The sequence below is a fragment of the Paenibacillus sp. FSL H8-0537 genome, from assembly GCF_038051995.1.
Taxonomy (GTDB): Bacteria; Bacillota; Bacilli; order Paenibacillales; family Paenibacillaceae; genus Pristimantibacillus.
In genome coordinates, this window is sequence record NZ_CP150290.1 from 2,397,678 (window position 1) to 2,422,198 (window position 24,521).

26 protein-coding genes are annotated in these 24,521 nt (G+C 47.8%); 17 read left to right on the plus strand and 9 right to left on the minus strand.

Annotation, left to right across the window (positions count from 1 at the left end; genetic code table 11):
* Nucleotides 1-94 precede the first annotated feature (94 nt).
* The 4 genes from MHB80_RS10110 to MHB80_RS10125 are packed head-to-tail and all read left to right on the plus strand — an operon-like array spanning nt 95 to nt 5,560.
* Nucleotides 95-2,791, plus strand: a complete 2,697-nt coding sequence (locus MHB80_RS10110) for a hypothetical protein (protein WP_341282013.1) — start codon at nt 95-97, stop codon at nt 2,789-2,791.
* Complete coding sequence (locus MHB80_RS10115) at nt 2,788-3,462, plus strand: DUF1961 family protein (RefSeq protein ID WP_341282014.1); 675 nt, start codon at nt 2,788-2,790, stop codon at nt 3,460-3,462. Before MHB80_RS10110 ends, MHB80_RS10115 begins: the two co-directional genes overlap by 4 nt.
* Nucleotides 3,463-3,464: 2 nt before the next feature.
* Entirely contained in the window at nt 3,465-4,280 is an 816-nt protein-coding gene (locus MHB80_RS10120) for a polysaccharide deacetylase family protein (RefSeq protein WP_341282015.1), read from the plus strand.
* Nucleotides 4,281-4,282: 2 nt separating this feature from the next.
* A complete protein-coding gene (locus MHB80_RS10125; RefSeq protein ID WP_341282016.1) occupies nt 4,283-5,560 on the plus strand; it encodes a hypothetical protein in 1,278 nt (425 codons plus the stop codon).
* Between the two features lie 82 nt (nt 5,561-5,642).
* Here MHB80_RS10125 and MHB80_RS10130 read toward each other — a convergent pair whose 3' ends face one another.
* Nucleotides 5,643-6,236 carry a YdeI family protein gene (locus MHB80_RS10130; protein ID WP_341282017.1) on the minus strand — a complete coding sequence of 198 codons (594 nt, stop codon included), beginning with the start codon at nt 6,234-6,236 and terminating at the stop codon, nt 5,643-5,645.
* Nucleotides 6,237-6,419: 183 nt separating this feature from the next.
* Complete coding sequence (locus tag MHB80_RS10135) at nt 6,420-7,589, minus strand: GGDEF domain-containing protein (protein ID WP_341282018.1); 1,170 nt, start codon at nt 7,587-7,589, stop codon at nt 6,420-6,422.
* 226 nt (nt 7,590-7,815) lie between these two features.
* Here MHB80_RS10135 and MHB80_RS10140 point away from each other — a divergent pair, with 226 nt between their 5' ends.
* Nucleotides 7,816-8,949 carry a glycosyltransferase family 4 protein gene (locus MHB80_RS10140; RefSeq protein WP_341282019.1) on the plus strand — a complete coding sequence of 378 codons (1,134 nt, stop codon included), beginning with the start codon at nt 7,816-7,818 and terminating at the stop codon, nt 8,947-8,949.
* Between the two features lie 56 nt (nt 8,950-9,005).
* Here MHB80_RS10140 and MHB80_RS10145 read toward each other — a convergent pair whose 3' ends face one another.
* Nucleotides 9,006-10,049 (minus strand): hypothetical protein, encoded by a 1,044-nt coding sequence (locus MHB80_RS10145; RefSeq protein WP_341282931.1) that lies wholly within the window; start codon nt 10,047-10,049, stop codon nt 9,006-9,008.
* 78 nt (nt 10,050-10,127) lie between these two features.
* Here MHB80_RS10145 and MHB80_RS10150 point away from each other — a divergent pair, with 78 nt between their 5' ends.
* Nucleotides 10,128-11,462 carry an ArsB/NhaD family transporter gene (locus tag MHB80_RS10150; protein ID WP_341282020.1) on the plus strand — a complete coding sequence of 445 codons (1,335 nt, stop codon included), beginning with the start codon at nt 10,128-10,130 and terminating at the stop codon, nt 11,460-11,462.
* A gap of 2 nt (nt 11,463-11,464) precedes the next feature.
* Here MHB80_RS10150 and MHB80_RS10155 read toward each other — a convergent pair whose 3' ends face one another.
* The gene (locus tag MHB80_RS10155; RefSeq protein ID WP_341282021.1) at nt 11,465-12,178 is read right to left on the minus strand and encodes a hypothetical protein; all 714 of its coding nucleotides are present in this window, start codon (nt 12,176-12,178) and stop codon (nt 11,465-11,467) included.
* A gap of 231 nt (nt 12,179-12,409) precedes the next feature.
* Between MHB80_RS10155 and MHB80_RS10160 the strand changes: the two genes are divergently transcribed.
* The 5 genes from MHB80_RS10160 to MHB80_RS10180 all read left to right on the plus strand — a co-directional run bounded on the left by MHB80_RS10160 (nt 12,410) and on the right by MHB80_RS10180 (nt 14,734).
* Nucleotides 12,410-12,979, plus strand: coding sequence for a xanthine phosphoribosyltransferase (locus MHB80_RS10160; RefSeq protein ID WP_341282022.1), 570 nt, complete (start codon nt 12,410-12,412; stop codon nt 12,977-12,979).
* 82 nt (nt 12,980-13,061) lie between these two features.
* Nucleotides 13,062-13,382, plus strand: a complete 321-nt coding sequence (locus MHB80_RS10165; protein WP_046229684.1) for a hypothetical protein — start codon at nt 13,062-13,064, stop codon at nt 13,380-13,382.
* Nucleotides 13,383-13,493: 111 nt separating this feature from the next.
* The gene (locus MHB80_RS10170; RefSeq protein ID WP_341282023.1) at nt 13,494-13,718 is read left to right on the plus strand and encodes a hypothetical protein; all 225 of its coding nucleotides are present in this window, start codon (nt 13,494-13,496) and stop codon (nt 13,716-13,718) included.
* A 3-nt stretch (nt 13,719-13,721) separates the two neighbouring features.
* Complete coding sequence (locus tag MHB80_RS10175; protein ID WP_341282024.1) at nt 13,722-14,294, plus strand: xanthine phosphoribosyltransferase; 573 nt, start codon at nt 13,722-13,724, stop codon at nt 14,292-14,294.
* Between the two features lie 14 nt (nt 14,295-14,308).
* Nucleotides 14,309-14,734 carry an Rrf2 family transcriptional regulator gene (locus tag MHB80_RS10180; protein ID WP_341282932.1) on the plus strand — a complete coding sequence of 142 codons (426 nt, stop codon included), beginning with the start codon at nt 14,309-14,311 and terminating at the stop codon, nt 14,732-14,734.
* Nucleotides 14,735-14,787: 53 nt separating this feature from the next.
* On the opposite strand, the gene MHB80_RS10185 is transcribed toward MHB80_RS10180, so the two are convergent.
* Nucleotides 14,788-15,027 (minus strand): hypothetical protein, encoded by a 240-nt coding sequence (locus tag MHB80_RS10185; RefSeq protein WP_341282025.1) that lies wholly within the window; start codon nt 15,025-15,027, stop codon nt 14,788-14,790.
* A gap of 301 nt (nt 15,028-15,328) precedes the next feature.
* Between MHB80_RS10185 and MHB80_RS10190 the strand changes: the two genes are divergently transcribed.
* A complete protein-coding gene (locus MHB80_RS10190) occupies nt 15,329-15,757 on the plus strand; it encodes a glyoxalase/bleomycin resistance/extradiol dioxygenase family protein (RefSeq protein WP_341282026.1) in 429 nt (142 codons plus the stop codon).
* Between the two features lie 106 nt (nt 15,758-15,863).
* On the opposite strand, the gene MHB80_RS10195 is transcribed toward MHB80_RS10190, so the two are convergent.
* Nucleotides 15,864-16,085: an XRE family transcriptional regulator gene (locus MHB80_RS10195; protein WP_341282027.1), complete on the minus strand. Its 222-nt coding sequence runs from the start codon at nt 16,083-16,085 to the stop codon at nt 15,864-15,866.
* A gap of 260 nt (nt 16,086-16,345) precedes the next feature.
* Nucleotides 16,346-17,623 (minus strand): transposase, encoded by a 1,278-nt coding sequence (locus tag MHB80_RS10200; RefSeq protein ID WP_341282028.1) that lies wholly within the window; start codon nt 17,621-17,623, stop codon nt 16,346-16,348.
* Between the two features lie 463 nt (nt 17,624-18,086).
* Here MHB80_RS10200 and MHB80_RS10205 point away from each other — a divergent pair, with 463 nt between their 5' ends.
* A complete protein-coding gene (locus tag MHB80_RS10205; protein ID WP_341282029.1) occupies nt 18,087-18,662 on the plus strand; it encodes a GNAT family N-acetyltransferase in 576 nt (191 codons plus the stop codon).
* Nucleotides 18,663-18,725: 63 nt separating this feature from the next.
* Here MHB80_RS10205 and MHB80_RS10210 read toward each other — a convergent pair whose 3' ends face one another.
* Entirely contained in the window at nt 18,726-19,508 is a 783-nt protein-coding gene (locus MHB80_RS10210) for a glycoside hydrolase (protein WP_341282030.1), read from the minus strand.
* Between the two features lie 445 nt (nt 19,509-19,953).
* Here MHB80_RS10210 and MHB80_RS10215 point away from each other — a divergent pair, with 445 nt between their 5' ends.
* On the plus strand, nt 19,954-20,490 hold the full coding sequence (locus tag MHB80_RS10215) for a ClbS/DfsB family four-helix bundle protein (RefSeq protein ID WP_341282031.1): 537 nt from the start codon (nt 19,954-19,956) through the stop codon (nt 20,488-20,490).
* 36 nt (nt 20,491-20,526) lie between these two features.
* On the opposite strand, the gene MHB80_RS10220 is transcribed toward MHB80_RS10215, so the two are convergent.
* Nucleotides 20,527-21,120: a TetR family transcriptional regulator C-terminal domain-containing protein gene (locus MHB80_RS10220; protein ID WP_341282032.1), complete on the minus strand. Its 594-nt coding sequence runs from the start codon at nt 21,118-21,120 to the stop codon at nt 20,527-20,529.
* 96 nt (nt 21,121-21,216) lie between these two features.
* Between MHB80_RS10220 and MHB80_RS10225 the strand changes: the two genes are divergently transcribed.
* The 3 genes from MHB80_RS10225 (at nt 21,217) to MHB80_RS10235 (ending at nt 24,443) form a co-directional block, all read left to right on the plus strand.
* Complete coding sequence (locus MHB80_RS10225; protein WP_341282033.1) at nt 21,217-21,768, plus strand: hypothetical protein; 552 nt, start codon at nt 21,217-21,219, stop codon at nt 21,766-21,768.
* A 231-nt stretch (nt 21,769-21,999) separates the two neighbouring features.
* Nucleotides 22,000-22,680 carry a response regulator transcription factor gene (locus MHB80_RS10230; protein ID WP_341282933.1) on the plus strand — a complete coding sequence of 227 codons (681 nt, stop codon included), beginning with the start codon at nt 22,000-22,002 and terminating at the stop codon, nt 22,678-22,680.
* Nucleotides 22,677-24,443 (plus strand): HAMP domain-containing sensor histidine kinase, encoded by a 1,767-nt coding sequence (locus MHB80_RS10235; protein ID WP_341282034.1) that lies wholly within the window; start codon nt 22,677-22,679, stop codon nt 24,441-24,443. Before MHB80_RS10230 ends, MHB80_RS10235 begins: the two co-directional genes overlap by 4 nt.
* Nucleotides 24,444-24,521 lie beyond the last annotated feature (78 nt).

The following is a 24,521-nucleotide window of genomic DNA, read 5'->3' on the forward strand; positions in this document are numbered from 1 at the left end:
ATTGCATAATGCTCACGGAGCAAAAAAGTATCATTGCCCGCAAACGACCATCCTTCTAGTATAGAAAGCAGCTTAGAGGAAAGAGGTGCTGGCAATGAGTGTCAAGCTAAAATGGCTCGGTAAACAGGCGGCTGCGCCTGTCGGTTTAACATGGGGTGTTCCTTGGAAGGAAGGCGAACTGCTTCGCGGCGATTCGCTTGTTCTGTATAGCGAGGCTGCAGGTATGGAAAATGTGGCAAGCGCTTCTGCGCTGCGGGTGCAAAGCTGGCCTACCGCTTTTTGGCCGGATGGCAGCATCAAATGGTCCGCCCATGCGGCGGTTGGCTCCAGCGATTCTGGCAGCTTTCAGCTGGAATTGGCAAAGCAGGCAGCGGCATCGGTGCAAGAGCTTGATGCGGCAGCGGAAGGCGAGCAGCCGATCCTAAAAGTAGTGACAACCGATGAGTCGATCATCGTAGATACAGGAGTTATCGTTTGTACGTTTCCGCGAAGCGGCAGGGGCGTAATTCGCAGCATTAAGCGCGGGGAGCAGGAGCTGTGCAGCGGTGGCGATTTGGTGTGCTTGAAGGAAAGCCGCAATCAGCTGCATGGCGCTTTGACGCTGCAGGAGGAGCCGTTTCACGGCTTTGTTCATACGGCGGTTGTCGAGCAGGACGGACCGGTCAGGTCGGTTATTAAACTGACGGGCAAGCATCGCGCGAGCTACAATTTGAGCCAAAGTGCTGACCCGAATAAGCCCAATCAGCAAAACGTAGTCAGGGTCAGCCCAAGCCGTGAATGGATACCGTTCACGCTGCGCTTTTATTTGTATGCAGGGCTGGACGCGATTCGCCTCGTTCATACGTTTTTTTATGACGGCAATCCACATGCGGATTACATAAAGGGGCTGGGACTGTCGCTCGCTGTACCGATGCGTGGTCCGCTTTACAATCGGCATGTCCGGCTGGCGGGCAATGATGGCGGTTTTTTGCGGGAATCGCCGAAGTCGCTGCATACGCGGCGGACGAAAGGGAAGTACCGCGAGCTGTTTGAACGGCAGGCGGCGGGGGAAGCCGTTGCTTTTGATGCGGAAGAGGATGCTTATTTTCTAGGACTGCTGGAAAATTCGGCGGTCTGGGATGATTTCAAGCTGGTGCAGCATTCAGCGGATCACTATGTGGTGATGAAGCGCACGAAGGCAGAGTGCTGCTGGTTGAAAGCGGGAGAGGGAAGCCGTGCGGAAGGGCTTGCCTACATCGGAAGCGAGGGCGGCGGCCTAGCTGCAGGTATGCGGAATTTTTGGAAAAAGCATCCTGCCTCGCTGGAGCTTCGCCATACGGCTGCGTCATCGGCCGAGCTGAATGTATGGTTCTGGTCGCCTGATGCGCCGGCGATGGATTTGCGGCATTATGACACACAAACGTACGTGGAGTCGGCTTATGAGGGCTCAGAGGAGCTTCGGGCTACGCCATACGGCATTGCCAATACGAATGAGCTGACGCTTTGGTGCACGGCGGCTACGCCGGATGAAGAGGGACTGGCGCATAGGCTGGCCGAAAATCAGTCGCCTGCCCAGCTTGTGTGCGAGCCGGAGTATTTGCACGAGGCACGCGCCTTCGGCATTTGGAGCCTGCCGGATCGCAGCACCGCTGCAAAGGCACAACTGGAGGAGCGGCTGGACGGCATTGTTGCTTTTTATCAGGCTGAAGTGGAGCAGCGCCGTTGGTACGGCTTTTGGGATTTTGGCGATTTTATGCACAGCTATGATCCGGTCCGTCACGTGTGGAACTACGATCTTGGCGGCTGTGCATGGCAAAATTCAGAGCTGGTGCCGAATATGTGGCTGTGGCTCATGTTCATGCGCAGCGGGCGCGAGGATGTTTTTCGTTTGGCTGAGGCGATGACGCGGCATACGAGCGAGGTGGATGTATACCATTTTGGCGAATATGCCGGGCTTGGCTCGCGGCATAACGTGGTCCATTGGGGCTGCGGCTGCAAGGAGGCGCGCATTGCGATGGCGGGGCTGCACCGCTATTACTATTATTTGACCGCCGATGAGCGCATTGGCGATATGCTTGATGAGGTGAAGGACGCCGATTACAGCACGGTGGTGCTGGACCCGATGCGCGCTTATTTTCCGAAGGACGAGCATAGGACTCATATTCGCGTCGGGCCGGATTGGGCCGCGTTCAGCTCAAACTGGATGACGCGCTGGGAGCGCTTCGAGGATACGGTATACCGGGATAAAATAGTAACCGGCATTAACAGCATCAAGCAGGCGAAATACCGGCTCATCTCCGGGCCGACGTATGGCTATGACCCAGCGACTAATGTGCTTACGCCGTTTGGCGAAGACAACTATGGCCGCCATTTGGCCATATGCATGGGTGCGCCACAGGTGTGGTTTGAGCTGGCGATGATGCTGAAGGACCCGGAATGGGAAGATATGATGGGCGAGTTAGGCGTTTATTACAACTGGACGCAGGAGCAAAAGGATGAGCTGACAGGCGGAGAAATAAGCGACAGCCGCTTTGAGCATCCGGTTCTTAGCATTGCCATTACCGCCTATGGCGCTTTCCGCCGCCAAGATGCCGCAACCGCGGCGTTTGCCTGGCAGACGCTGCTGGGCAATGCTTTTGCCCGCACGGATTTGCTGGGAGAGGCCGTTCTTGTCCAAAACATCCGCAGCATGATGGAAATCGACTGGATTAATACGAATGAGGCGGCCCAGTGGTCGCTGAATACGATCATTAGCCTAGAGCTGATTCCAGAGGCGCTGCCTGCTATGGAGAAGGAGCTGAGCAGGCGATGATTCCAGCGAGCTGGAAGCTGATATATGACAATCCGCTGCGCACCGCGGAGGATATGAGCGGTTTCCGCGCGGAGGGGGATGCGCTCCTTTCCTTTCCGCAGCAGCGGCTGCGTCTAGCCAGTGCCCGGGATGAGGCAGAAGGCCAGCAGGCAAACTTTGTATTGTGGTGCCCGCATCATTTTCCAGCTGATGTGGCCATCGCTTGGGATTTTCGCCCGATAGCGGAGCCGGGTCTGGCGATATTGTTTTTTGCGGCGGAGGGGGGCAGCGGGGAGGATTTGTTCGATTGTGCGCTTGCTGCGCGAAACGGCCCCTATGAGCAATATCATCACGGCGATATAAATGCGCTGCACTTGGCTTATTTTCGCAGACGCTGGCCGGAGGAACGGCAGTTCCATACTTGCAATTTGCGCAAAAGCTACGGTTTTCATCTCGTGGCGCAAGGTGCCGATCCGCTGCCGGGGACGGCTGACTGCGCTGAAAGCTATCGCATGCTGCTTGTGAAGCGGGGTGGCAGCATTTATTTTTCCATTAATGAGCTGCCTATTCTGGAATGGAAGGATGACGGCGAAGCTTATGGCCCGCTGCTCGGGGCTGGCAAAATCGGATTTCGGCAAATGGCGCCGCTCGTTGCGGAATACGCCAATTTAAAAGTATATGGGGAGGAATAACGATGACGTCTATCCTGCTTTGTTTTCCACAGGGCAAGCATAAAGCATTGACAATGAGCTATGACGATGGCGTGAACGCTGATAAGCGCCTCGTAAATATTTTTAACCAGCATGGTATTAAAGGCACTTTCCATATTAATGGCGGGCTGTTCGGCACGGGGCGCAGGCTGACGGAGCAGGAGGCGGTGAAGCTTTACGACGGCCATGAGGTTTCCGCTCATACGTTAACCCATCCGACGATTGCCCGGTGCCCGGCTGAGCAGATTGTGCATGAGGTGATGGAGGATCGCAAACGGCTGGAGCATTTGTTCGGGTATGCCGTTAGAGGGATGTCTTATCCGAATGGTTCGTTCAGTCCAGCGATTAAGACGATGCTGCCCTCACTCGGCATTGAATATGCGCGGGTTGTACAGACGACAGGAGACTTTGGCCTGCCAGATGATTGGCATGAATGGAAGGCGACCTGCCACCATAATGATCATCTGATGGAACATGCGCAGACGTTTGCGGAACTGCACAAAACGCAATATTTGTATCTCATGTACGTATGGGGTCACAGCTACGAGTTTGATGACCAAGGCAATTGGGAGCTGATGGAGCAGTTTTGCGAATATATCGGGGGCCGGGAAGATATTTGGTATGCAACGAATAAGGAGATTGTCGATTATATAAAAGCGTATGAGCGTCTGCAATTTTCAGCTGGTTTAACGTTTGTGGAAAATCCGAGTGCGCAAAGCATCTGGCTTAGCGTCGACGGTGTAAAGCTCGAGGTTGCAGGCGGCAGCCGCGTATCCCTTATAGGAAGCAAGGAGGAATAACGATGGTGTCAGAAACGGAATCGGTATATGCGCTTGGAAGCATCGACATTTCAGAGGCAGGGCCGCGGTGCAAAATGCTGATCGGCGATTTGGATGGGGATGGCCGTATGGAGCTGCTGCTCGTGCAGCCGGATAATCGGCAGGATGTTCGCTATATTCCCCATCAGGTGCAGTGCCTGACCGCCTATGATTTGCAGGGCAAGCTGCTCTGGCAGCATGGCAAACCAGATCCAGAGGCAGGCAAACAAGGCTCGGATTATCCCGCGCAAATTTATGATTTGGATGGGGATGGCAGGCTGGAGGTGCTATGCATTATGCAGGACCGATTTTTGCTGCTCGATGGCGCGACTGGGACGGTTAAGGAAAGCTATGAACTGCCTGATCCACATGCCCATGACTGCATCATCATTGCGAACTTATCAGGCGGCGAGCACGCATCCGACATTATTTTGAAAGACCGCTATCATAAGCTGTGGGCGCTTAATCGGCATTTTGAGCTGTTGTGGACGCATGAGGGCAACCCGGGGCATTATCCATGGGTGTACGATTTGGACGGTGACGGCAAGGATGAGGTAATGGCAGGCTATGATTTGCTGGATGCTGCGGGCAAGCTTCGCTGGAGCTGCGCGGATCTGGACGATCATGCCGACTGCATCTGGGTCGGCGATGTGAATGGCGACGGTGAGCCGGAGCTCGTCATTGGCGGCAGCGTTACGGTTATGTATAGCCGCAGTGGCGAGGAGCTATGGCGTTATGAAGGCTCCATTGAATCGCAGCATATCGCACTGGGGCGTTTTCGCAGCGATTCGCCAGGTCTGCAAGTGGCCGGCCTCGACCGGCTTGTGCGCGAGGATGACGGCAAGGGGCTTAAAGGGAAAGACGCGCTGTTCTTGCTTGATGCCAAAGGACAAGAGCTGTGGAAGGAGGATCGCAGTACGGCTGGCTGGCTGACGATCATTGAGACAGTGAGCGGCTGGAGCGAGCAAGCGCCGGACTATATTCTTGGCTACCGCCGTGGGGGCGGTGTATTCCCTGCCCTATATGACGGTTATGGAGCTGTCGTTGCAGAGTTTCCTATGGAAGGCTACGCGGTGCACGCGGATTTGCTAGGAAGCGGGACGGAGCAGGTTATTATTTATAACGATGAGCTGGCGACGATCTATGCAAGCAAGCCGAAGGAGCTTGAGCCGGCACCGAGACAAGGCGGAGCGCTTGCACAGCCTAAACGACTGTACAGCTCGACGCTGTATCCCGGAGGAGAGGCTGCTATTCAATCCTAACCATTATCCATTTTTATTGGTTATCTAGCACCGCATAGTGCTGTGCTAGATAACCAATGATTTCGTAAAGGTTGTCCATTCTTTAATCTTTTAATCCTTTTCCGTTCAGAATGTGCTGCATATATTTTTCAACCCGTGACTGCCGTGTTTTGGATTGCTTGGGCTCAGAAAAATAAAAAAGGTACGCTCTTTGCCGTCCGGGCGTCAATGCTTCAAAAGCCGTCTTCAAAGCAGGGATATCATCGAGTTTATTTTGAAGTTCTTCAGGAATGGTGTATTCTGTATGCTTTTTAAACGCCACGTCCAGACCGGATTTTTCAACTTCAATAGCTTCATAAATATAGGCTTTTAAAATGGTTTCCATTTCAATGATTTGTTGAGCATTGGTGAACCGAATTTGGCGAGCCGCCTGTACATTTTCCGTCTGTTGAATGAGTATGCCGTGGGTATCCTGCAGCAAGGCTCCTTTGTGAAACAGAAGCGCACAATATTCTTTAAAACCATGTATTAAAACGATGTTTTTATGATCAAGCGTGTAACAAGGATGCATCCACTTATAATCCTCGGTAAGCTCACAGTCAAGAACGATCGTTCGCAGCTTCTCGTATTCTTCCTTCCACTTTTTAGCTTTGCTTAAAAATGCATCAACCTTGGGATCCAGTTTGCTTTCTGTCATCAAGTAACACCCTTTTCATTGCTTATTTCGTAAATATATCACATAGGCTCAATTGTAATGATTTTTTATGGATTGTACAGTTTGCATTTTTGCACATAAAAAGACGCAGTATCAAAAAGTAACTTTTCGATACTGCGCCGTTATTAATTGCCGTTATTGCCGTTATGATCAGCAGGCTAGCTGCTAAAGCGATTGCTTCATGGCCGCAGAGGTAGGGGCGATCGTTACGCGGTTTTTGCCGCTTTTTTTGGACGTATACATCGCTTCATCGGCAGCTTTCACCAGCTCCTGAATTTCTGCGTGCTTCTTCGCGATGCATACGCCGACGCTGATCGTGACAATCGTCTCCAGCTCTACGCGCTTGCGGATCGATTCAGCGACCCGCTCCGGCTTCACTTTGTCAAGAGTAATGCAGGCGAGCAGCTCTTCACCGCCATATCTTCCGGCCGTTCCAATTTCCACCGATTCCTCTTTCAAAATTTCCGAAACCTGCTTCAGCACCATATCGGCCTTATGATGGCCCTGCGTATCATTAAGCTGCTTGAAGTTGTCAATGTCGCAGAAAATAACGGCCACGCCTTTGCCGCGCTTCATTAGCTGGGCTGCCTTCATATTGAAAGTACGGCGATTATACAGCCCCGTCAAACCATCGGTAATGGACGATTGATAGGTTGCAATAAGGCGCTCAATCACCCAATCAAACAATAGCAGAAACAGCTGGACAAAATAGACGACCGACAGCAAGTAGGTGAAAATCTGCATTCCTGGCATCGTGCCGTGAAATGCGTAGGCATCCGCCAAATGAGCGAGCTCGTAGACGAAATAGGTGACGAGGCTGGCAAAATATTTCGTGTTCATATCGATACCCTTCGTATCGAGCAAAATCAGAAAGGTGACGATCAAGGCATAAAAATCAAGCCCAATAAAGTTGCCTGCCCTGCCTGCACCAGTTTCTGTACCAGCGAAGGACATATACGTAATATGCAGCCCGGCGATTACAAAAGTCAGCACGAGCATCACGACAAAAGGCGTTACTTTCAAGCGGGTTCCCCGATGAGTATATAATTTCATGAAAACAAGGTTTATAATGATAAAAGAAACGATTTGCAAGGTTGTCGCTAGCAGATGAATCCACGGCGGAATAGCGGTGCCAGCATAAGCAAGCATAGCCAGCAGCGCCTGTTGAATCATAAAGAAGGGCAGCGTTGCATTGAGCAGTCCATAAGTTCGATTGTTCTTGTAGCTGGCGCTAAGGCGCACAGACATGAATAACATAAGAATAAGGATGAGAATAACGCATGAAGATGCGAGCAGTTGACCGCTCGGCCCTGCTAACCAAGAAAGGATTGTCATTGTAAGACCACCATATGCTCAAAATATAAAAAATAAAAAACAATTGCGCTTGTCAACATTCGTCTTCTTTACAGAAACATATGTTCTACTATATCATGTTTGATGGCAGATGAACAACGCCAATATAAGTAGTATCGGCATAATTGCCCAAAATGTGTAATCCGTTGTATTCAACCGAATACGGGTAATAGAGGCTTTGAGTGCAAATTTGGAGGAGATTTAAGTTATGAACATCTTACAGGCTTTATTTTTCCCGCCGGAGCAGCCGGGTGGCGTTTCTTCCATGATTCCCTATATTCAGGATCGCTTTCAGCAGATGGGATGGGAGATGGAGCTATTCTCAATTCCGAAGCGAGTAAGAGGAAAAGGGCAGGAGGAAGTGGTATTCGAAACATTCGATTACCATGCTTTTGAGGGAGATCCGCTTGTCGATAAATATATTCAAACGTACCGCGATTACGTCTGGTGGACGAAGCTTAGGCTGAAGAAGAGCTATGATATTATTCACGCGCATCATCCGATTGCGGCGCTGGTTATGAAGCAGCTGTATCCAGACACGCCCGTCATGATGACGATTCACTCCAGCTACGAGCGCGAGCTGATTTTGAATGGCAAAATTGAAGAAAATAGCAAGGTGCATCAATTTTTGACCGCTATTTATGGCGAGCTGGAAGCTCGTGTTGATAAACTGCTGACGGTGTCGGAATCATTCCGCACCTATATTTCTCCTTATATAAAAGATGCAGCGGCAATTAAGGTTATTCCAAACGGATTTGATGAGAAGCGCTTTAAGCCGATTGCCCATGAGAATGAAGTTCCCCAGCTCATTACCGTATGCCGCCTTGTGCCGGCTAAAGGCATTGACATTCTTCTTCATGGCTGTGCGGAGCTGAAGCGCAGAGGACATCCATTCGTGCTGCATATTATCGGAGATGGGCCAATCCGTCCGGAGCTGGAGCAGCTCGCGGTCGAGCTGGATTTATATGACGATATTATTTTTTACGGTTATATGCTGCATCCCGAGGAATTTATGCCGTTTTTTGATATTTTCGTGCTGCCTTCGCGGGCGGAGGCGTTCGGTTCCGTATTTGCCGAGGCAGCGCTCTGCTGGCTTGCCCTTGTCGGAACGAATGTAGGGGGCATTTCGGAGCAAATTGACGATGGGGTCAATGGGCTGCTTGTACCGCCAGAGGACCCGATTGCACTTGCTGAGGCGCTGGAGAAGCTGGTCACGGATTCCTCGTATCGTTACAATTTGGCGCGTTCAGGCTGGGATAAAGCAAAGCAGGTTTATTCGCTGACACGGGTTATTGCGCAGTTGAAAAAAGTATACGTCAATACGCTGCGTCAAGCGGAATGATCTAACGCTGCACTATCGAATGGGGCTGGAACAGAAGGCGAAGGGCAGAAGCTGTCTTAAGCCTCGCTCCGGCCCATTCGCTTGCGGATAATTAAATAAAGCCAGCCGAGACTGATCAGCCCGAATATCGGGTAAAGAGTAGATAGAAGCGGCCCAAATCCGATCTGGCTTGCCATATAGCAGAACAGCAGAATAATCGTTGTGATGATCGAACGCGACCATTTTAGCCGCTCCTGCAGCTGGAGGGTAAGGCCGTAAATGTCGGCGATCAGGGTGGTGAAAATTTCGGCGAAAATCAAGAATACATAAATAAATTGCACGCCTTGCCCGAGCTGCTTGGCGATGCCACCCATTGGAATGGCATATTGTTGTATGCCAGGCATATGTACGGACAGGGCAATATGGCCGGCAAGCAGCATGAAGCCAATGCCGAGACCGCCGAGCCAAGAGCCGATGATGATCACTTTACGGTCTCGTATTTCGGCTCCGAGCGGGACAAGCACCGCCTGCGACATGGACAGGTTGAAGGCAGCATACAGGAAAGGCGCTGCCCAAGCTGCCCATATGGAATGATCGCTGGCAAGCGAGATAAAGCGCCCGGCGCCTGGCGTGTTGAATGTATCGATAATAATGAGGACGGTAAACAGCAGCATGACGGGAACGACGATCGCATTGACCATTAATATCGATTTCATCCCTTTGCGCAGCAGGAAATAACAGCCGACAATCGTAATGAGCAGGCCGGTTTGATAGGAAATATTCCAGTTTTCATAAAAAATTGTTCCGGCTCCCGCAAGCATAACGGCGGTGACACCGAGCAAAATAACGAACATAAAGTGGCTGATCCAACGGCCATATTGTTCGCCAAAGAGCGCCTTATTCAGATCTTCATACGATTTGGCGCGAATATCGCTGGCAATCAGCATCATTTTGGTGCCAAGCCAGATGAAGAGGACGGTTGCTAAAGCGATCGTAAACGTTCCCCAATAGCCGAAACGGGTGAAAAATTGTAAAATTTCCTGCCCTGTCGCAAACCCGGCTCCAACAACAGTACCCATATAGGTAGATGCTATTTGCAGCACCTTACCTGTTCGTTTCATTATCATGATTTGCCCTTCCCCCGTTTCCGAACTCTTCTGCACATGCTTTATAGAAGGTATGTCCAAAACGGGACGGGCATGACTGCAAGTTCATCTGAGCGAAGGCAGGTTGGCACACAGGCGATGACTATGATTATTTCCATTATCGTATTTATTATCACATTGACACTTATACTGGTGAAGCCAAAAGGCATGAATGAGGCTTTTATTGCGCTTGCCGGAGCCATTATTTTATTTGTTTTACAGCTGTTAAAGCTGGAGGATGTCGTATACATCTGGGGATTTGTGTGGAATGCAACGTTTTCTTTGATTGGCATTATGATCTTTACGTCTCTGCTGGATCAAAATGGCTTTTTCCGCTGGGCGGCGCTGCATATTGTGCATCGGTTTTTCCATCGGCCGCTGCTGCTGTTTACGATGCTGTCGCTGCTTGCTGCGGTGATTACGATTTTCTTCAACAACGATGGAACGATCTTGATAATGGTGCCGATTGTGCTCGAAGTAACAGCGCTGCTCAAGCTGTCCCGCAAGGGAAGGCTCGCCTATTTGCTTGGAATCGGGTTGATGGCGGATACGGCCAGCGCTCCCCTGATGATGAGCAACTTGACGAATATTTTGACGGCTGATTTTTTTCATATTCCTTTTGATCTCTACGCCTCGAAAATGCTGCTGCCGGGAATTGCGGCCATTGGCGCGACCATTGCCGTATCGCTGGCTTTTTTCGGGCGGATGATCAAAAATGAGGAGAGCAGGGGCGAGATGCCAAAGGTATTTCCGCAGCCTGCGACCGCGCTGGGCAATATCACGCTGTTCCGGCTTTCTTGGGTCATTATCGTCATGATGATGGTCGGCTATTTGATGTCGGAGCACTTCGGCGTTCCCGCCTGCGCTATTGCGCTTGGCTGTGCTGGCATCCAATGGGCCGCTTCGGCTGTTTATAAACAGGTGAATGCCAAACAGACGGTACTGCGCGCACCGTGGCTCATCATCGTATTTGCGCTGGCGATGAATTTGGTTGTGTACAGTTTGCATGTGCATGGGGCTGTAGCGTGGTTTCCGGACTTTATTTCGGCGGTTTCCAGCGGCTCGCCAATGGCCGGCATATTTGGGTCAGGACTGCTGTTTGCCCTGCTGGCGGCGGCTATTAATAATCTGCCAGCGGTTCTCATATCATCGCTTGCGATCACCCAGGTGAACGGGCCTGATTATTTACCTTACGCCAGCCTGCTTGGAACGGCGATTGGGGCGAAGCTAACGCCCATCGGCTCGCTTGCTACGCTGCTGTGGCTGCAGCTAGTGAGTCAGGGAGGGGTAAAGGTGTCCTGGCGGGAGTATACGAAATATGGATTGCTGTTTACGTTTCCGATTTTGCTCATTGCTTTACTAGTGCTGTGGCTGACCGGAGATTACTAAAATTAGCTGCGGGCGAGCAGCTTAATAGATACGATTTCGCTTAATTCGGGATCAAGATCCAGCTTGAGCAGTGTCTTAGTTCCCTCATAGGCGATAATAAAGTCGCTCTGCGACGTCGGTTTGCCAAGCGCCTTAACGGCTGCTTTGGAATGGTCGCCAATTTTAATGCCGCTCAGTCCGGTTTTTACTTTTTTATCATACACTTCAATGTATTGAATCGTGTTTTTGTCACTTAGGCCAATAGCGAAGCCGTCATATTCGTGGACTTCAATTTTAACCTGATTTTCCTCCTCCAGCGTGTAGGAATCGAGGGCGGCACCGAAAAGCTTCGTCATGGCCGCTTTGGAATCGCCGATCGCAAGGCCGAGCAAAGCCGGCTTGGCCGCATTCCATTTTCCTTCTTCCGTTGTCTTGGCTGGCGAAGATTTATTGCTCGATAAGCCGTTTGCTGCATTCACTTCGGTACTGGCATCTACATGATCTTCTACCGCCTGATTTTGCAGAGGGCTTTGCTTTTGCTCCAGAGTGTTTTCTAAATATGTTTTTTGCGGGCTGCCCGATTGATTGAGCAGCTGCTCAGCCGTTAAGGGAGTACTTGCGCTTTGAGCCGCTTCGCTCGGCCGAGCCATGCTTTGGCAGCCAGCTGTTGCAATGGCAATGGCTACAACTGCCGCATATTTTGCAAGTCGATAAGGTGATTTCTTCATGTTCGTCACTTTGCAGCGCTCCTCGCTTGTCATCAATGGATGATGCTTTTATTCTACTATAAGGTAAAACGGATGCTACTGGGAAAAAGTTTCTGTTAAGACCGAAAAAAATTGGTCAAACGACCCATTAATTCCTATGGGCGGAAACGAGAGGACAAGTTATGCGTTTCTTATTGCGCTGCTGGCTATACCTATGGTAAGTTATCCAAAAGGAATTTTTGGTGGGGGGAAGGACATACGATGGATATTTTAAAACAACGAATTTTGGAACAGGCTTCGGTACTGTCAACGGATGTGCTTAGGCTGGATTCTATTATCAACCACCAGGTCGATCCTGCATTAACGATGGAAATGGGCCATGAATTTGCAAACCGCTTCGCTGGAGAGCAAATTACGAAGGTCATCACTATAGAGTCTTCAGGCATCCCGTCTGCTTTTGCAGCTGCTTATGTGCTTGGTGTACCGCTTGTTTTTGCAAGACGCAAAAAGACTTTAATTGCTGATAATGACGCTTATTGTGAGCGAGTCCCTTCCTTTACGAAAGGAATGGTTACCGATATAATGGTATCCAAACAATATTTGACAAGCGACGACAAGGTGCTGTTTATTGATGATATTATTGCCAATGGCGATGCTGCTCGAGGACTTCTCAAAATTATTGAGCGCTCTGGCGCAAAGCTTGTTGGCATGGGTGTTGTCGTTGAAAAATCGTTTCAGGCAGGCGCGCGCACGCTTCGGGAGCAAGGGGTTCGTGTAGAATCGCTCGTTAGCATCTCATCGCTTGAAGGCGGTCAAATTACATTTGAGTAAGATGTTCCAGAACAATTGCTCTTTCCCCGCAAGTGAAATTGGCTTATAATAAAACGTAAGTGATCGAGGGGAGGCAGAAATAATGGGAAATTGGTCAGCAGAATTCATGGATGTCAAATTATCCGATGCGAAAAATCATTTTGAGCGTGCATTAGATTGCAAACATACGGAATTTGATGATTTGTACCCTTATATGATTGAGCATCCGCAATTTTTCTGGTACAAAAGATATGTAGCATGGTCAGAGCTGCTTACGATCGTGAAGCTGTTTGAAGAGCTGGATCTGGAATGGCGTGAGCCGTTTAGCGAGCGTCAAGCCGAGTACATTGGCAAGCGTGTCATGTCCTCGCGCGTGCTCGATGAGTGGTATGAGACAAATGATTCCAAGGAACATGTTGGCTAAGGCATACGCAGATCAATAGCATATATCAGCCTCAATAAACGGTTCTACAGTTTATTGGGGTTTTTTTTCACCATATATGGGAGTGCGGCTTAAGGGGAGGAGCGTTCGTGCATGGTTAGTGAGGAATTGCTGGATCAGTTCCGCATAAGCGGTGAGAAAGTGCGCGTTGTGCGCGATGGGCTGGAGATGAATGACGTCATTGGCATCGTCGTAGCTTGGGATGATGCTTCCGTCGTCATTCGCAGAGCTAACAGGCGGGTCGTCAAGCTGAGCAGAACGTATTTGTATGAGCCGGCATCTTCGGAGCGCGGCAGCATTTTGGAAGGGGAAGTATGACAGATGGAGCTTTTGAAGCAGAAGATTAGAGATGAGGGCATCGTGCTAGGGGAGCAGGTGCTTAAAGTAGATTCGTTTCTGAATCACCAGATTGATCCGAAATTGATGTTTGCCATTGGCGAGTATCTTGCAGCTTTGTTTGCTGAAGCGGGTGTGACGAAGGTTTTAACGATTGAATCATCAGGAATTGCTCCTGCCGTCATGGCGGCAATGAAGCTGGACGTTCCGCTGATTTTTGCCCGGAAACGCAAGTCGTTGACGCTTAAAGATGATTTATATACGCATAAGGTATATTCCTTCACGAAGCAGGAGGAGAGCGAGGTTAGCGTAGCCCGCAAGTTTGTACAGGCGGACGATGTGTTTCTTGTCATCGATGATTTCCTGGCCAATGGAGAGGCCGCACTTGGCATGGCACGTATCGTTGAGCAAGCTGGAGCCAAAGTTGCGGGAATCGGCATCGTCATTGAGAAGTCCTTCCAGCCGGGCAGAGAACGCTTGATAGAGATGGGATATAGAGTGGAGTCGCTGGCAAGAATTGCTTCACTTTCGAACGGACAGGTTGCATTTGTCGAATAGAAAGCAGGGTGGTTATAGTGACTAGCAATCGGTTTGCAGTAGCGATACACATCATGAGTCTGCTGGATTTGGATAAGGATGAGCGTTTAACATCCGACAATATTGCTGGCAGCGTGAATACAAATCCGGTTGTCATACGCCGCATCATCGGTATGCTGGCGAAAGCGGGTCTTGTGCAGACGAGCCCGGGAGTGGCTGGAGCGAGCATTACCCGCCCGCTGGACGAAATATCGCTGCTCGATATTTACCGGGCTGTACAATCGCAGACGCAAGAGGAGCTGTTCGCGATTCATGATAAGCCGAATCCGGATTGTCCAACTGGACGGAACATCCAGTCGTCGCTGGAAGAGGTTTTTGCTGAAGCGAAGCAGGCGATGGAAGACAAGCTTGCATCCATACGGCTGTCGCAAGTGACACAGAGCATCGCGAGTAAATTTTAAACAAACAAGAGCTGGGCCCATGGAGGCTCAGCTCTTGTTTGTGTTTCTTTTGCTCAAAGGAGCAAAAGTGTTCGGCTATTAACGCATGCCGCCAGTGCGGTTGCCGCCAGTGCGGTTGCCGCCAGTGCGGTTGCCGCCAGTGCGGTTGCCGCCAGTACGGTTGCCGCCAGTGCGGTTGCCGCCAGTGCGGTTGCCACCAGTACGGTTGCCGCCAGTACGGTTGCCACCAGTGCGGTTGCCGCCAGTACGGTTACCCCCAGTGCGGTTACCGCCAGTACGGTGTGAGTTTTCAATGTTAGACATGTGCATTTCCCCTTTCGACTTTATAAGATACTATATGAAGCAAATCTATTATTTGTAACGAGACAATTGATTGTTTTATAGATTAATAGGCTCTTCAAGGAATAGAGGGGAAGGTCGTGGCGAATAGACTAGAAAAATAAATGACACGCCCTAATAAAAATCTATTTCATTATATAGCCTCTCGGCATTCGCCGATGCTTGGGCTTGTATTGATTATTTTATTTTAATTGATACAATATTAATTGGCATTATTTTTAAATAATCTAATTAAAAATCTAAGGAGTGAAACGAATGTCAGTTGATGTTAATCTTATTTTTAATGGGAATACTCGTGAAGCCGTTGAGTTTTACGCAGAGGTTTTTGGGATAGAAAAAACCCATTTTATGACCTTTGGAGAAACCCCCCCTCATCCAGACTATCCGCTTCCTGAAGAAGCCAAAAATTTAGTTATGCTCTCAAGACTTAATATTGATGGAAGCAATGTAATGTTCTCTGATGTTTATCCAGGTTCGCCATTTATTGCCGGAAATAATATAAGCCTTTCCTTAGTTAATGCTGACATGGATGGAATTAAAGCTGCATTCGATAAACTTAAAGTAGGCGGCACTGTAGTCATGGAGCTTCAAGAAACCTTTTGGTCCAAATTATACGGTGGCTTAACAGATAAATTCGGGATTACTTGGCAGTTTAGTTACGATGATGGTTCCATGAACATGTAATTTTAAATATACACGGAACAAATATTAAAGGATATAGAACTTTTCTTAGTTAAGAAAAGACTCTATATCCTTTTTGATTGTTGAAACAGACATATATATTTAAGCTTCAACTTAGCTCAATTGAAATTAATTCATACAGAGCGTTCACATTACATCCAATTGTGTCGGCGATAGATATTGCGATTTTAAGAGGCATGATTCGCTTCTTATCAATAAAGTCTGTAATGCGCTCGGGCTTATAAAATAAGAGCTGTGCAAGTTCATCTATGTTCATGCCTGCTTCAATCAATCGTTCATTAAGTAAGCATCGACCTAGCTCGAATTTCATAGTGTACTATTCTCCTTAGATTATATATAACCCTATTATTCCCATGATAAAGCATGAATATAATTAAATTGTTAATAAATTGGAGTGAAAATGTAAATAGTATAGCGAATAGATTATAACACTCGGCATTCGAAAGGGATTGAAGTGGATAAACACTGAAAACCAACAAAATTGAAATGGAAAAAATGGTAGATGAAATTCATTTTAATAAATGGGAAGACTTATCCAATTTTAGAAGCACTTAATAAAAAAATTTTAAATTAAGCTGCTGAAGGTAAAATGAGTTGCTTCAGATCTTTCCATACTTCCTTTTGATCGAGGTACCAAGCGTCCATGTGTTGGCAAATCATTATTCCATAAACGCGCATGTACCACATCATGGAAGAACGATGACGACCGGATTCAAGCTTATAGTCCACCTTTTCCCGCTTGTTAGAACGTTCGATGGAAGTGCGACGTTTGTAAATGAGATTCCATTTATCAGAGCCGCGAACGGTTTTTGGAAACAAGCGAAGATTATCTGCACTGTGCGTGTGGAAAGTGCGACCGTATTTGGCTTTGGAACAACCACAAGATTTGGAGCATCTCCACTTTTGCCGATTCTGAGATTGATCAAATCCGTTTGGTTTCATGAGATTACCATTCGGACAAATGGGAACACCTTTTGGAGAAATCTGAATATCGCTTTTTGTGGCTGTATTCTTTTTACTACGGTTGTTGAGATCAATAAAGGGTTCAATGTTTTGGTGATCGAGTAGGAGATAAATGGCTTCCGCATCATGAGCAGCATCTAGTAGCATTTTATCTACAATCCCAAGCTTGAAACGTTGATTAAATTCAATCATACTTATTACGAGACTGACAGCATCATGCCTAGAAGCGGGCTGCAGTTTCGGATACAAAGGCAAGTCGTACTTACTATCAGCTGCTGAAATCATGTAGAGATGATGACCATTGTAATACATCTCTCTTGAGCTGTCCCAGCCTGAGTTGCAATCAGGCTGGGAGTAAATACGAGGATGATTGCAATCCGTTAATCCTTGGGCATGACAGGTACAAGTTGACTTATTTCGCGTATAGGCAGCCGTGACAATCGGTGTACCATCACCCGCAGTACTCAGTGCGGAGAGATCGCCAAGTAAACCTAGATTTGCCGAGACGCTTAGGATTTGTGAATGGAAGAATTGAAAGAATTGAAAGAGTCGATCGGCTGGTAATTCAATCTTATGAGACGCATGACGCATCGTCCATTTAACTAAACGTTTCACCTTGCCAGGCGAAGTGGTAGGCGCTTTTTCTCCTGTCTTCCCTTTCTTGGGTTTTGCTTTTCGTTTTTTTTGCTTCTTTGGTTTCAAGTGAATGCTACTTGCTATCCAAAGACGCTTAATGAAGTCATAGAAGGTTCCCACACCCGGAATATCATGTAAGTTAAAACCACTTAAAATTGCATAAATAGGTGTGCGCTTCATCACATTGATCCATTCCGTAATTCCTTTCTCCGGATTAGTCATAAGAAAAATGAGATAGGAACGAAGCATAGAAGCCGGATCGCGAGGTACGGGACCTTGATTCGAATAAAGATCTTGAAGCATGGTTGTAAGGGGTGAAAAATCCGTAACCCAAAACTAAGTAATAAGCGGCCAATCTTTGTTTACCATCACAAAGTTAGCACCGTAGTACGAACGAAACTGTTGAAGAATGAAATCTTGATACAAAACATGCGGAATAATAACAGGTTTCAAAACCAACACCTCAATGCGAAGAGATAAGGGAAATGGAGCCCCTTTCGTCGAAATTATGGTGGTGTTTTGAAAAAGTCAAGTGTTTCGAGCTATATACGACCATATTTTAAAATATAATTTCCAATTTAAGAAAAAACAAAAACAAAAATCCCCCCACAAAGTAGGAGGGAAGTCGATTTGTTGACTGGGGTAAAACCTTATTCCACAAGCATCGGCAAATGCCGAGAGGCTATTTATCCTTCAGGAGGTGCTCTATGAAATGAGCGAAAATCCAATTCTAATTTCTTTCAATGAATCATTTGAAACAGAGCGTTTGCTCATTCGGGCTCCGCAGTGGGGGGACGGTATTTTTTGCAATGAGGCGATCGTCGAAAGCTTGGAGCAGTTAAAGCCGTGGATGCCATTTGCACAAACGACGCCTACCGTAGAGCAATCGGAAGCTTATGTGCGGAAGGCCCGGTTGAATTTTTTGGAGCGAACCGATTTGCCGCTGCATTTGTTCGATAAGCATTCGGGTGAATTCGTCGGCAGCAGCGGATTGCACCGGTTTGACTGGGATGTGCGGAGGTTTGAAATCGGCTATTGGCTTAGAACGTCGCGCTTCGGCCAAGGTTTGATGACGGAGGCTGTAAATGGAATTACCGACTTTGCGATTCAGGAGCTAAAGGCTAGCCGAATCGAAATTCACTGTAATGAGATGAACCGCGCCAGTGCGCGAGTAGCGGAGCGAGCGGGCTTTACGTTGGAGGGTGTTTTGCGAAAGTCTGCCCGCGAACAGACAGGCGAGCTTGCAAATGCTTGTGTCTATGCGAAGGTCAAAGGGTATGAATTTTAAAACTTTACAAGCGAGCCAAATGTAAGAAAGACACCCGGCAGGGTGTCTTTCTCGCGCTAGCTGCTATTGTACCGTTACAGAATAGTTTTGAATGTGCATTCTCCCGTTTCCAGTAAAAATTTCAGTTCCGAATTGAACGCTTGTAACATATCTGGAATTGCTCATCCAGTTTTTGTAATAAACGACATGGTTGATGAAGTCCTTCAGGTTAAGGCTGCTGCTTGATGTGTTGCTTGTACGGACGAAGGAGTACACATTCCAGCCAGATGGATGTGTGCCTCTATACAGCTTCCAAGTTGTACCTCCTACCGTAGCCGTTTCCACATAAGAACCGAGCGGCCACGCATTGGTTGAATTCAGCCAGACCATCAGCTCATCGGAAGGGGTAGATGTACCTGTAAGCGCATTAGTAGAGTGAAACCATACATCATAAGCCGCATTATAATTACCATTGGCGCTTAGCGAATAATTAACCGAGGTATTAATATTTTTGTCATCCCAAATTCGCGTTGGCAAGCCGCTTCCGGAAGTCATATTATTGGAGAATTGCCAGCCTGTTATAATACTAGGATACGCCTTTACATCATTGGGATTCGAATTTTTCCAGTCCCAAGACCAACCCATGTCAGAGTTGTTATTATAATAGATACTCTCCCACCAACCCGAGCCGGCGGTTCCACTGCCCCAAGTGTTGTTAAACACATAGTACTTATTATTACCCCAGAACAGTTGGGCATAAGGTGTTGACGATGATGCGGCATAAGCTACCGTGGCGATGAGCATGCTTATGATTAATGTAAAGAGAATGATTCCTTTTTTGCCCAAATTATTAAGTCTTGCTTTCATTTATGATTACCTCCTTCAGGTTCAATCTGGCTGCCCTCTAACTATCCGCTAAGTCTCTATTTATCTTCGTGAACAAGAGAGCTTGGCATACCTCCTTTGCTGTACAATGAGTACCCGCTACTGCGCAAGGTACTTAGAAGTGGAAAGTTGATATCAGTAACGGGTCAACTAGATTATATTCCCAAATAAAACGATATCATATAACAAAAATATGTAATTTATAACAAATATTAAATGTTCGTCGCCGCGCCAAATAGTTAACAGCTAAACGATAGAACGATTGACCATATAACCTAATAAAAAACAATGGTTCAAAGTGATGTTAGCTTCAGATCCGTCTAGACATGAAGAGCACTACGATTTAATGCAACGCTAGTGATTAGAAATATAATGTAAAATTGTACACAGATGTGATATAACTGAAATGAAAAAGAGGAGTGATATTATGGCGAGCTATGAATATACGTCCAAAAAGGAATTGCTGGAAGTCATCCACTCCAATTATTTACTGCTGGACAAGGAGTTTGATGAAATCAGCAATGATCAAAAGGATGATAGAATACCGGACGTGGATAAAACGCCTGCTGAAATAATCGCTTACCAGCTAGGCTGGCTTGGTATTGTGATGGGCTGGGATATGGATGAGAAAGCAGGGCGTCAGGTCATGATGCCGACTCCAAATCATAAATGGAACCAGCTTGGTAGCTTATACCAGTCCTTTTACGAGCGGTACGCTGCCCTTTCGCTGACTGAGCTTAGAGACTTATTTCGGAAGGAGGAGCAGCGCTGGCTGGAATGGATTGACGCATTAACCGAGGACGAGCTGTTTATACAAGGCACCCGCCATTGGACAGGCAGCAAGGAAAACTGGCCAATGGTCCGGTGGATTCATATTAATTCGGCCGCTCCATTTAAATCATTCCGTGCGAAAATAAGGAAATGGAAAAAATATAATATAAAGCGGGAAACATTAGCCCCATAGCACACGATGCCTATGGTAGCCATTACGTAAATCGAATCAGCGAATAACCAAGGTATCGAGATGCCGAGAAACGATGCTTTTCACCAGCTCCTTGCTGAATCGCTCTGGATAGGTAACGCCATGGACGACAAGACCATCCACCAAAGCGTGAAGCCTTGCTGTTTCGTATTCGGCATCTAAATTTGCTATCGTTACTCCTTGTTGGATAAGACTCTCGAACGATCTTCTTAAGCCGCTGTATATTTCCTCATAGGTGCTGAGGCTTATCGCTCGTATCGCTTCGCTTACGGACGCCCTTCCTGCAAAGGCGAGCCAAATCTGCGCTTCTTGCATGCTTACTTCCTCCAGAGGCATTAGCTGCCAAATGACCAATTCCATATCCTGACGGACTATTCCGGTAAAGGGCAGCGCTTGTATACGCTCATTTACCCGCTGCGAAACAAGCTGCATGGAAAAGCTCAGCAGTTCATCCTGCGAATTAAAATAATGTCTAATGGAGCCAAGCGACATGGACATCTCATCAGCGACACGGCGTACGGAGACGCTGTCCAGCCCTTCCCTGACAATAATGCGCCACACGGCTTCGGCGATTTGTTCTTTTCGTTTGTTGTGATCGACAATTTTAGGCATGAGTGTATTATAGCGCAGTTGTTTTTTTAATACAATTGAGCTATAATGACACTAGTTTTAAATAATACATTTGTACTAAAAAAGGCGGGAATTCAAATGGCCGTGTTTATTATTGGCTGTGAAATAGCGTTCTGGGTGTTTGTGCTGGCAGGTCTAGTCAGTCGCTATATGCTGCGTTCCCCTAAACTGGGAGCCTTTCTGCTGTTCTGCACGCCTGTTATCGATTTGGTGCTGCTTGCCGCTACAGTTATTCACCTTCGTGGCGGAGCAGAGGCGAGCTTTATTCACGGGCTTGCTGCCATATATATCGGCAGTTCGATCGCATATGGCCATTCCATGATCCGCTGGGCAGATGTGCGGTTCGCCCATCGCTTTGCCGGAGGCCCGGCACCACAGAAGAAAGCGAAAATAGGTGAAGAGCATGCCCGCAATGAGCGGCTAGGCTGGTTTCGCCATCTTGTCGCTTGGGCCATTGGATGTGCAGTACTGTATGGGATGATTGTATTGGTTAATGAGAGGGCCCAGACTGTGGGCTTAAAGCAGGTTATTGAATGGTGGACAGTGGTGCTTGGCATTGATTTTGTGATCAGCTTCAGCTACACGATCTGGCCAAGAAAGGCTAAAGCGACTCATGAGAAGGCCGGTTGACTAACGGTCAGGTAAATATGATTGATAAGAACGGAGCAGGGTGTTTCTTCCTCTTGGAAGATCAGCTGTGCTTCGTTCTTTTTGCTATACAGCTATGCTGCAAGCCCTACCTCCTGAAAATAGAATGGGTATAATAGATATGAACGACCTGCTCAGAGTGGCATGGGCACATAAAAGCCATAGCTGATTGTTAAAGTGAAATTCAATATGGATAGAAGAGGAACTCAAATGATGAATAAGACGTTATTGCTAGTGGAAGATGAAAGCTTGATTCGGGAAGTGATAGCCGATTATTTCAAGATGAGCGACTGGCGCGTATTTGAGGCGGAAAATGGCAAGGAAGCGCTGCTTTGGCTCGAAACCGTGCAGCCCGACCTGATCATTCTGGATATTATGATGCCGCAATTGGATGGTTTCGAGGTGTGCCGGCAGGTGCGGAGCCGCCTGGCTGTTCCGATTATTTTATTGACGGCTAAATCCAGCGATGAAGATAAAATTATGGGGTTCGAATTAGGAGCCGACGATTATGTGACGAAGCCCTTCAGTCCTAAGGTGCTGCTGGCACGGGCATCCGCCTTAATGAAACGGGTGGAGGGCAGCGTCGTGCTGCAGCCGAATAGTTTAAAGTTTGGCGCTGCGCTGCTTAATTTGACGGCGCACCGCTTGGATGTAAACGGCGCCGAGGTGGTGCTTGCGCCCAAAGAATACGATTTGCTGTTATTTTTAGTTCGAAATAATGGCATTGTTTTGCGCAGGGACGTCATTTTGAACCAAATTTGGGGAATGGATTTTGAAGGGGATTCCCGTGTCGTTGATTCTCATATTAAGAAGCTTCGCAGCAAGCTGGGCTTTGAGGCTCGGCATATTCGCACCGTTATTGGCACGGGATACAAATTTGAGGAGGAGTCATGAAGAGGCGCGGAGTCACTTTTAAACTATTTATTATGACTGTTGTCTTCTTTCTTTGTTTTTACGGCATGGTTATCCTCTGTCAGCTGCTGCTGTTTGACCAATTTTATGAAAATCAGAAAATAAGCCGCAACGAAAAGCAGCTGGCGAAATTTGCCCAAAACTATGCCCAGACTGGCTGGAGCTCCAGCAAAACGTCGAATGAGGCTGCCCGTTTTATGCTGCAAAATAAAATCCAGCTCGCCATTTTAACATTGGATGGAAAAGTGAGAATGGATGATCCTTATCACATTACATTGAAGGCGGACGATCAAAATGTGTATGTCATTCCCTTGTCCTTGTTCTTAAATAACTTCGAGGCGGAATTTCGGGCAGCTGGCATTCAGACGGGGAATGTTGTAACGGTGGAGGGGGAGATGGAGTCGGGGATAGAATCGATGAATCAGGTGCTTTACCCGCTCCGCATCCACAAAACGGACCACCCGAGTGTAGGCTCCCCTTCCAATGAAGCGCTGGGGGGCGAGTATAAACAGGTTACCGGCGTCGTCACCGAATTGATTCAACCCGTTTCAAGGACGTATACGACGCGGCAAGGCATTATGCTGGATGCCATCAGCGATTGGTTTCCACTCAGTGAGGAGCGAAGGGAAAAGCTCGAAAGCAGGGAAGTTGTGGAGGAAAAGTGGACGCAAACATGGTCCGGTGTCCGCAATTCGGTTATGATTTATCCCGTAGAGCAGCAATCGGGAGAAGTGGATTTGCTGTTTTCGGTCACCTCGCTGCAGGAAATAGGCGAAACGAATGAAGCTTTGCGGTGGTTTTATGTCTATTTGGGCGTAGGGGGATTTATCCTCATCGTCATTTTATCGTTCTTTTTTTCAAAAATGGTTACCCGTCCGCTCATTTCGATGAATAATGCGGCCAAAAGGATGGTACAGCTCGACTTTAGCGTGCATGAGCCGATTCGGCAAAACGATGAGCTGGGAAGCTTATCAAGCAGCCTGCATACGCTTTCGCGCAGCTTGGACACCGCTTTAGGAGATCTAAAGAAGGCCAATCAGCAGCTTGTACAAGATATTGAGGAGAAGCACAGGATGGAGCAGGTTCAGCAGGAGTTTTTCGCAAATGCCTCCCATGAGCTGAAAACGCCGCTTAGTATTGTGAAAAGCTTCAGCGAAGGGCTGCAGGATGGCGTAGGTGCTGGAAAAAAGGATCATTATTTAAAAGTGATTGTAGAGGAAGCACAGAACATGGAAATGCTCGTGGAGGATATGCTCAATTTGGCTACACTGCAATCCGATACGTTCAAGCTGCGAAAAAGCACATTTTTGCTTAGCGAGCTGCTTGAGGAAGTGACGGGAAACTATGTCCATATGCTGCAAGACAAGCAGCTTGAAGCTACCGTTATGACGAGCAACGAGCTTCCGATGTATGCCGATATGAGATGGATGAAGCATGTGCTCTCGAATTTTATAAGCAATGCGATTCAGCATGCACAGGATAACAGCGCCATTACCATTCAGATCGAGGGGAGAGGGAGCAGGCTGTTTTTCTCCATTGAAAATGTTGGCGATACGATTCCTGAGGAAAAGCTGGAGAAAATATGGCAGCGTTTTTACCGCGTTGAAAGCTCACGCAATCGGCGAACGGGAGGCACGGGACTAGGGCTCTCTATTGTGAAAAGGATTTTGGAGCTTCATGAAAGCGAGTATCAGGTTCAAAATACCGAGCAGGGCGTGAAATTCACGGCTATTTTTTCCTGTTAAACCTGGAATGTCAGCCACTGGGCAAGCTTGACTAGCCAGGCTGACAACAGCTAATATAGATAAATGAAGTCTTGTATT

What these genes read in the sequence shown, in the direction of transcription:
- MHB80_RS10220 (WP_341282032.1), bottom strand. Translation starts at nt 21,120, where the DNA reads ATGCCTAAAATTGTCGATCACAACAAACGAAAAGAACAAATCGCCGAA.
- MHB80_RS10215 (WP_341282031.1), top strand. Translation starts at nt 19,954, where the DNA reads ATGGCGAGCTATGAATATACGTCCAAAAAGGAATTGCTGGAAGTCATC.
- MHB80_RS10205 (WP_341282029.1), top strand. Translation starts at nt 18,087, where the DNA reads ATGAGCGAAAATCCAATTCTAATTTCTTTCAATGAATCATTTGAAACA.
- MHB80_RS10110 (WP_341282013.1), top strand. Translation starts at nt 95, where the DNA reads ATGAGTGTCAAGCTAAAATGGCTCGGTAAACAGGCGGCTGCGCCTGTC.
- MHB80_RS10135 (WP_341282018.1), bottom strand. Translation starts at nt 7,589, where the DNA reads ATGACAATCCTTTCTTGGTTAGCAGGGCCGAGCGGTCAACTGCTCGCA.
- MHB80_RS10115 (WP_341282014.1), top strand. Translation starts at nt 2,788, where the DNA reads ATGATTCCAGCGAGCTGGAAGCTGATATATGACAATCCGCTGCGCACC.
- MHB80_RS10125 (WP_341282016.1), top strand. Translation starts at nt 4,283, where the DNA reads ATGGTGTCAGAAACGGAATCGGTATATGCGCTTGGAAGCATCGACATT.
- MHB80_RS10145 (WP_341282931.1), bottom strand. Translation starts at nt 10,049, where the DNA reads ATGAAACGAACAGGTAAGGTGCTGCAAATAGCATCTACCTATATGGGT.
- MHB80_RS10120 (WP_341282015.1), top strand. Translation starts at nt 3,465, where the DNA reads ATGACGTCTATCCTGCTTTGTTTTCCACAGGGCAAGCATAAAGCATTG.
- MHB80_RS10160 (WP_341282022.1), top strand. Translation starts at nt 12,410, where the DNA reads ATGGATATTTTAAAACAACGAATTTTGGAACAGGCTTCGGTACTGTCA.
- MHB80_RS10235 (WP_341282034.1), top strand. Translation starts at nt 22,677, where the DNA reads ATGAAGAGGCGCGGAGTCACTTTTAAACTATTTATTATGACTGTTGTC.
- MHB80_RS10190 (WP_341282026.1), top strand. Translation starts at nt 15,329, where the DNA reads ATGTCAGTTGATGTTAATCTTATTTTTAATGGGAATACTCGTGAAGCC.
- MHB80_RS10140 (WP_341282019.1), top strand. Translation starts at nt 7,816, where the DNA reads ATGAACATCTTACAGGCTTTATTTTTCCCGCCGGAGCAGCCGGGTGGC.
- MHB80_RS10200 (WP_341282028.1), bottom strand. Translation starts at nt 17,623, where the DNA reads ATGCTTCGTTCCTATCTCATTTTTCTTATGACTAATCCGGAGAAAGGA.
- MHB80_RS10230 (WP_341282933.1), top strand. Translation starts at nt 22,000, where the DNA reads ATGAATAAGACGTTATTGCTAGTGGAAGATGAAAGCTTGATTCGGGAA.
- MHB80_RS10165 (WP_046229684.1), top strand. Translation starts at nt 13,062, where the DNA reads ATGGGAAATTGGTCAGCAGAATTCATGGATGTCAAATTATCCGATGCG.
- MHB80_RS10195 (WP_341282027.1), bottom strand. Translation starts at nt 16,085, where the DNA reads ATGAAATTCGAGCTAGGTCGATGCTTACTTAATGAACGATTGATTGAA.
- MHB80_RS10210 (WP_341282030.1), bottom strand. Translation starts at nt 19,508, where the DNA reads ATGAAAGCAAGACTTAATAATTTGGGCAAAAAAGGAATCATTCTCTTT.
- MHB80_RS10175 (WP_341282024.1), top strand. Translation starts at nt 13,722, where the DNA reads ATGGAGCTTTTGAAGCAGAAGATTAGAGATGAGGGCATCGTGCTAGGG.
- MHB80_RS10150 (WP_341282020.1), top strand. Translation starts at nt 10,128, where the DNA reads ATGACTGCAAGTTCATCTGAGCGAAGGCAGGTTGGCACACAGGCGATG.
- MHB80_RS10170 (WP_341282023.1), top strand. Translation starts at nt 13,494, where the DNA reads ATGGTTAGTGAGGAATTGCTGGATCAGTTCCGCATAAGCGGTGAGAAA.
- MHB80_RS10130 (WP_341282017.1), bottom strand. Translation starts at nt 6,236, where the DNA reads ATGACAGAAAGCAAACTGGATCCCAAGGTTGATGCATTTTTAAGCAAA.
- MHB80_RS10225 (WP_341282033.1), top strand. Translation starts at nt 21,217, where the DNA reads ATGGCCGTGTTTATTATTGGCTGTGAAATAGCGTTCTGGGTGTTTGTG.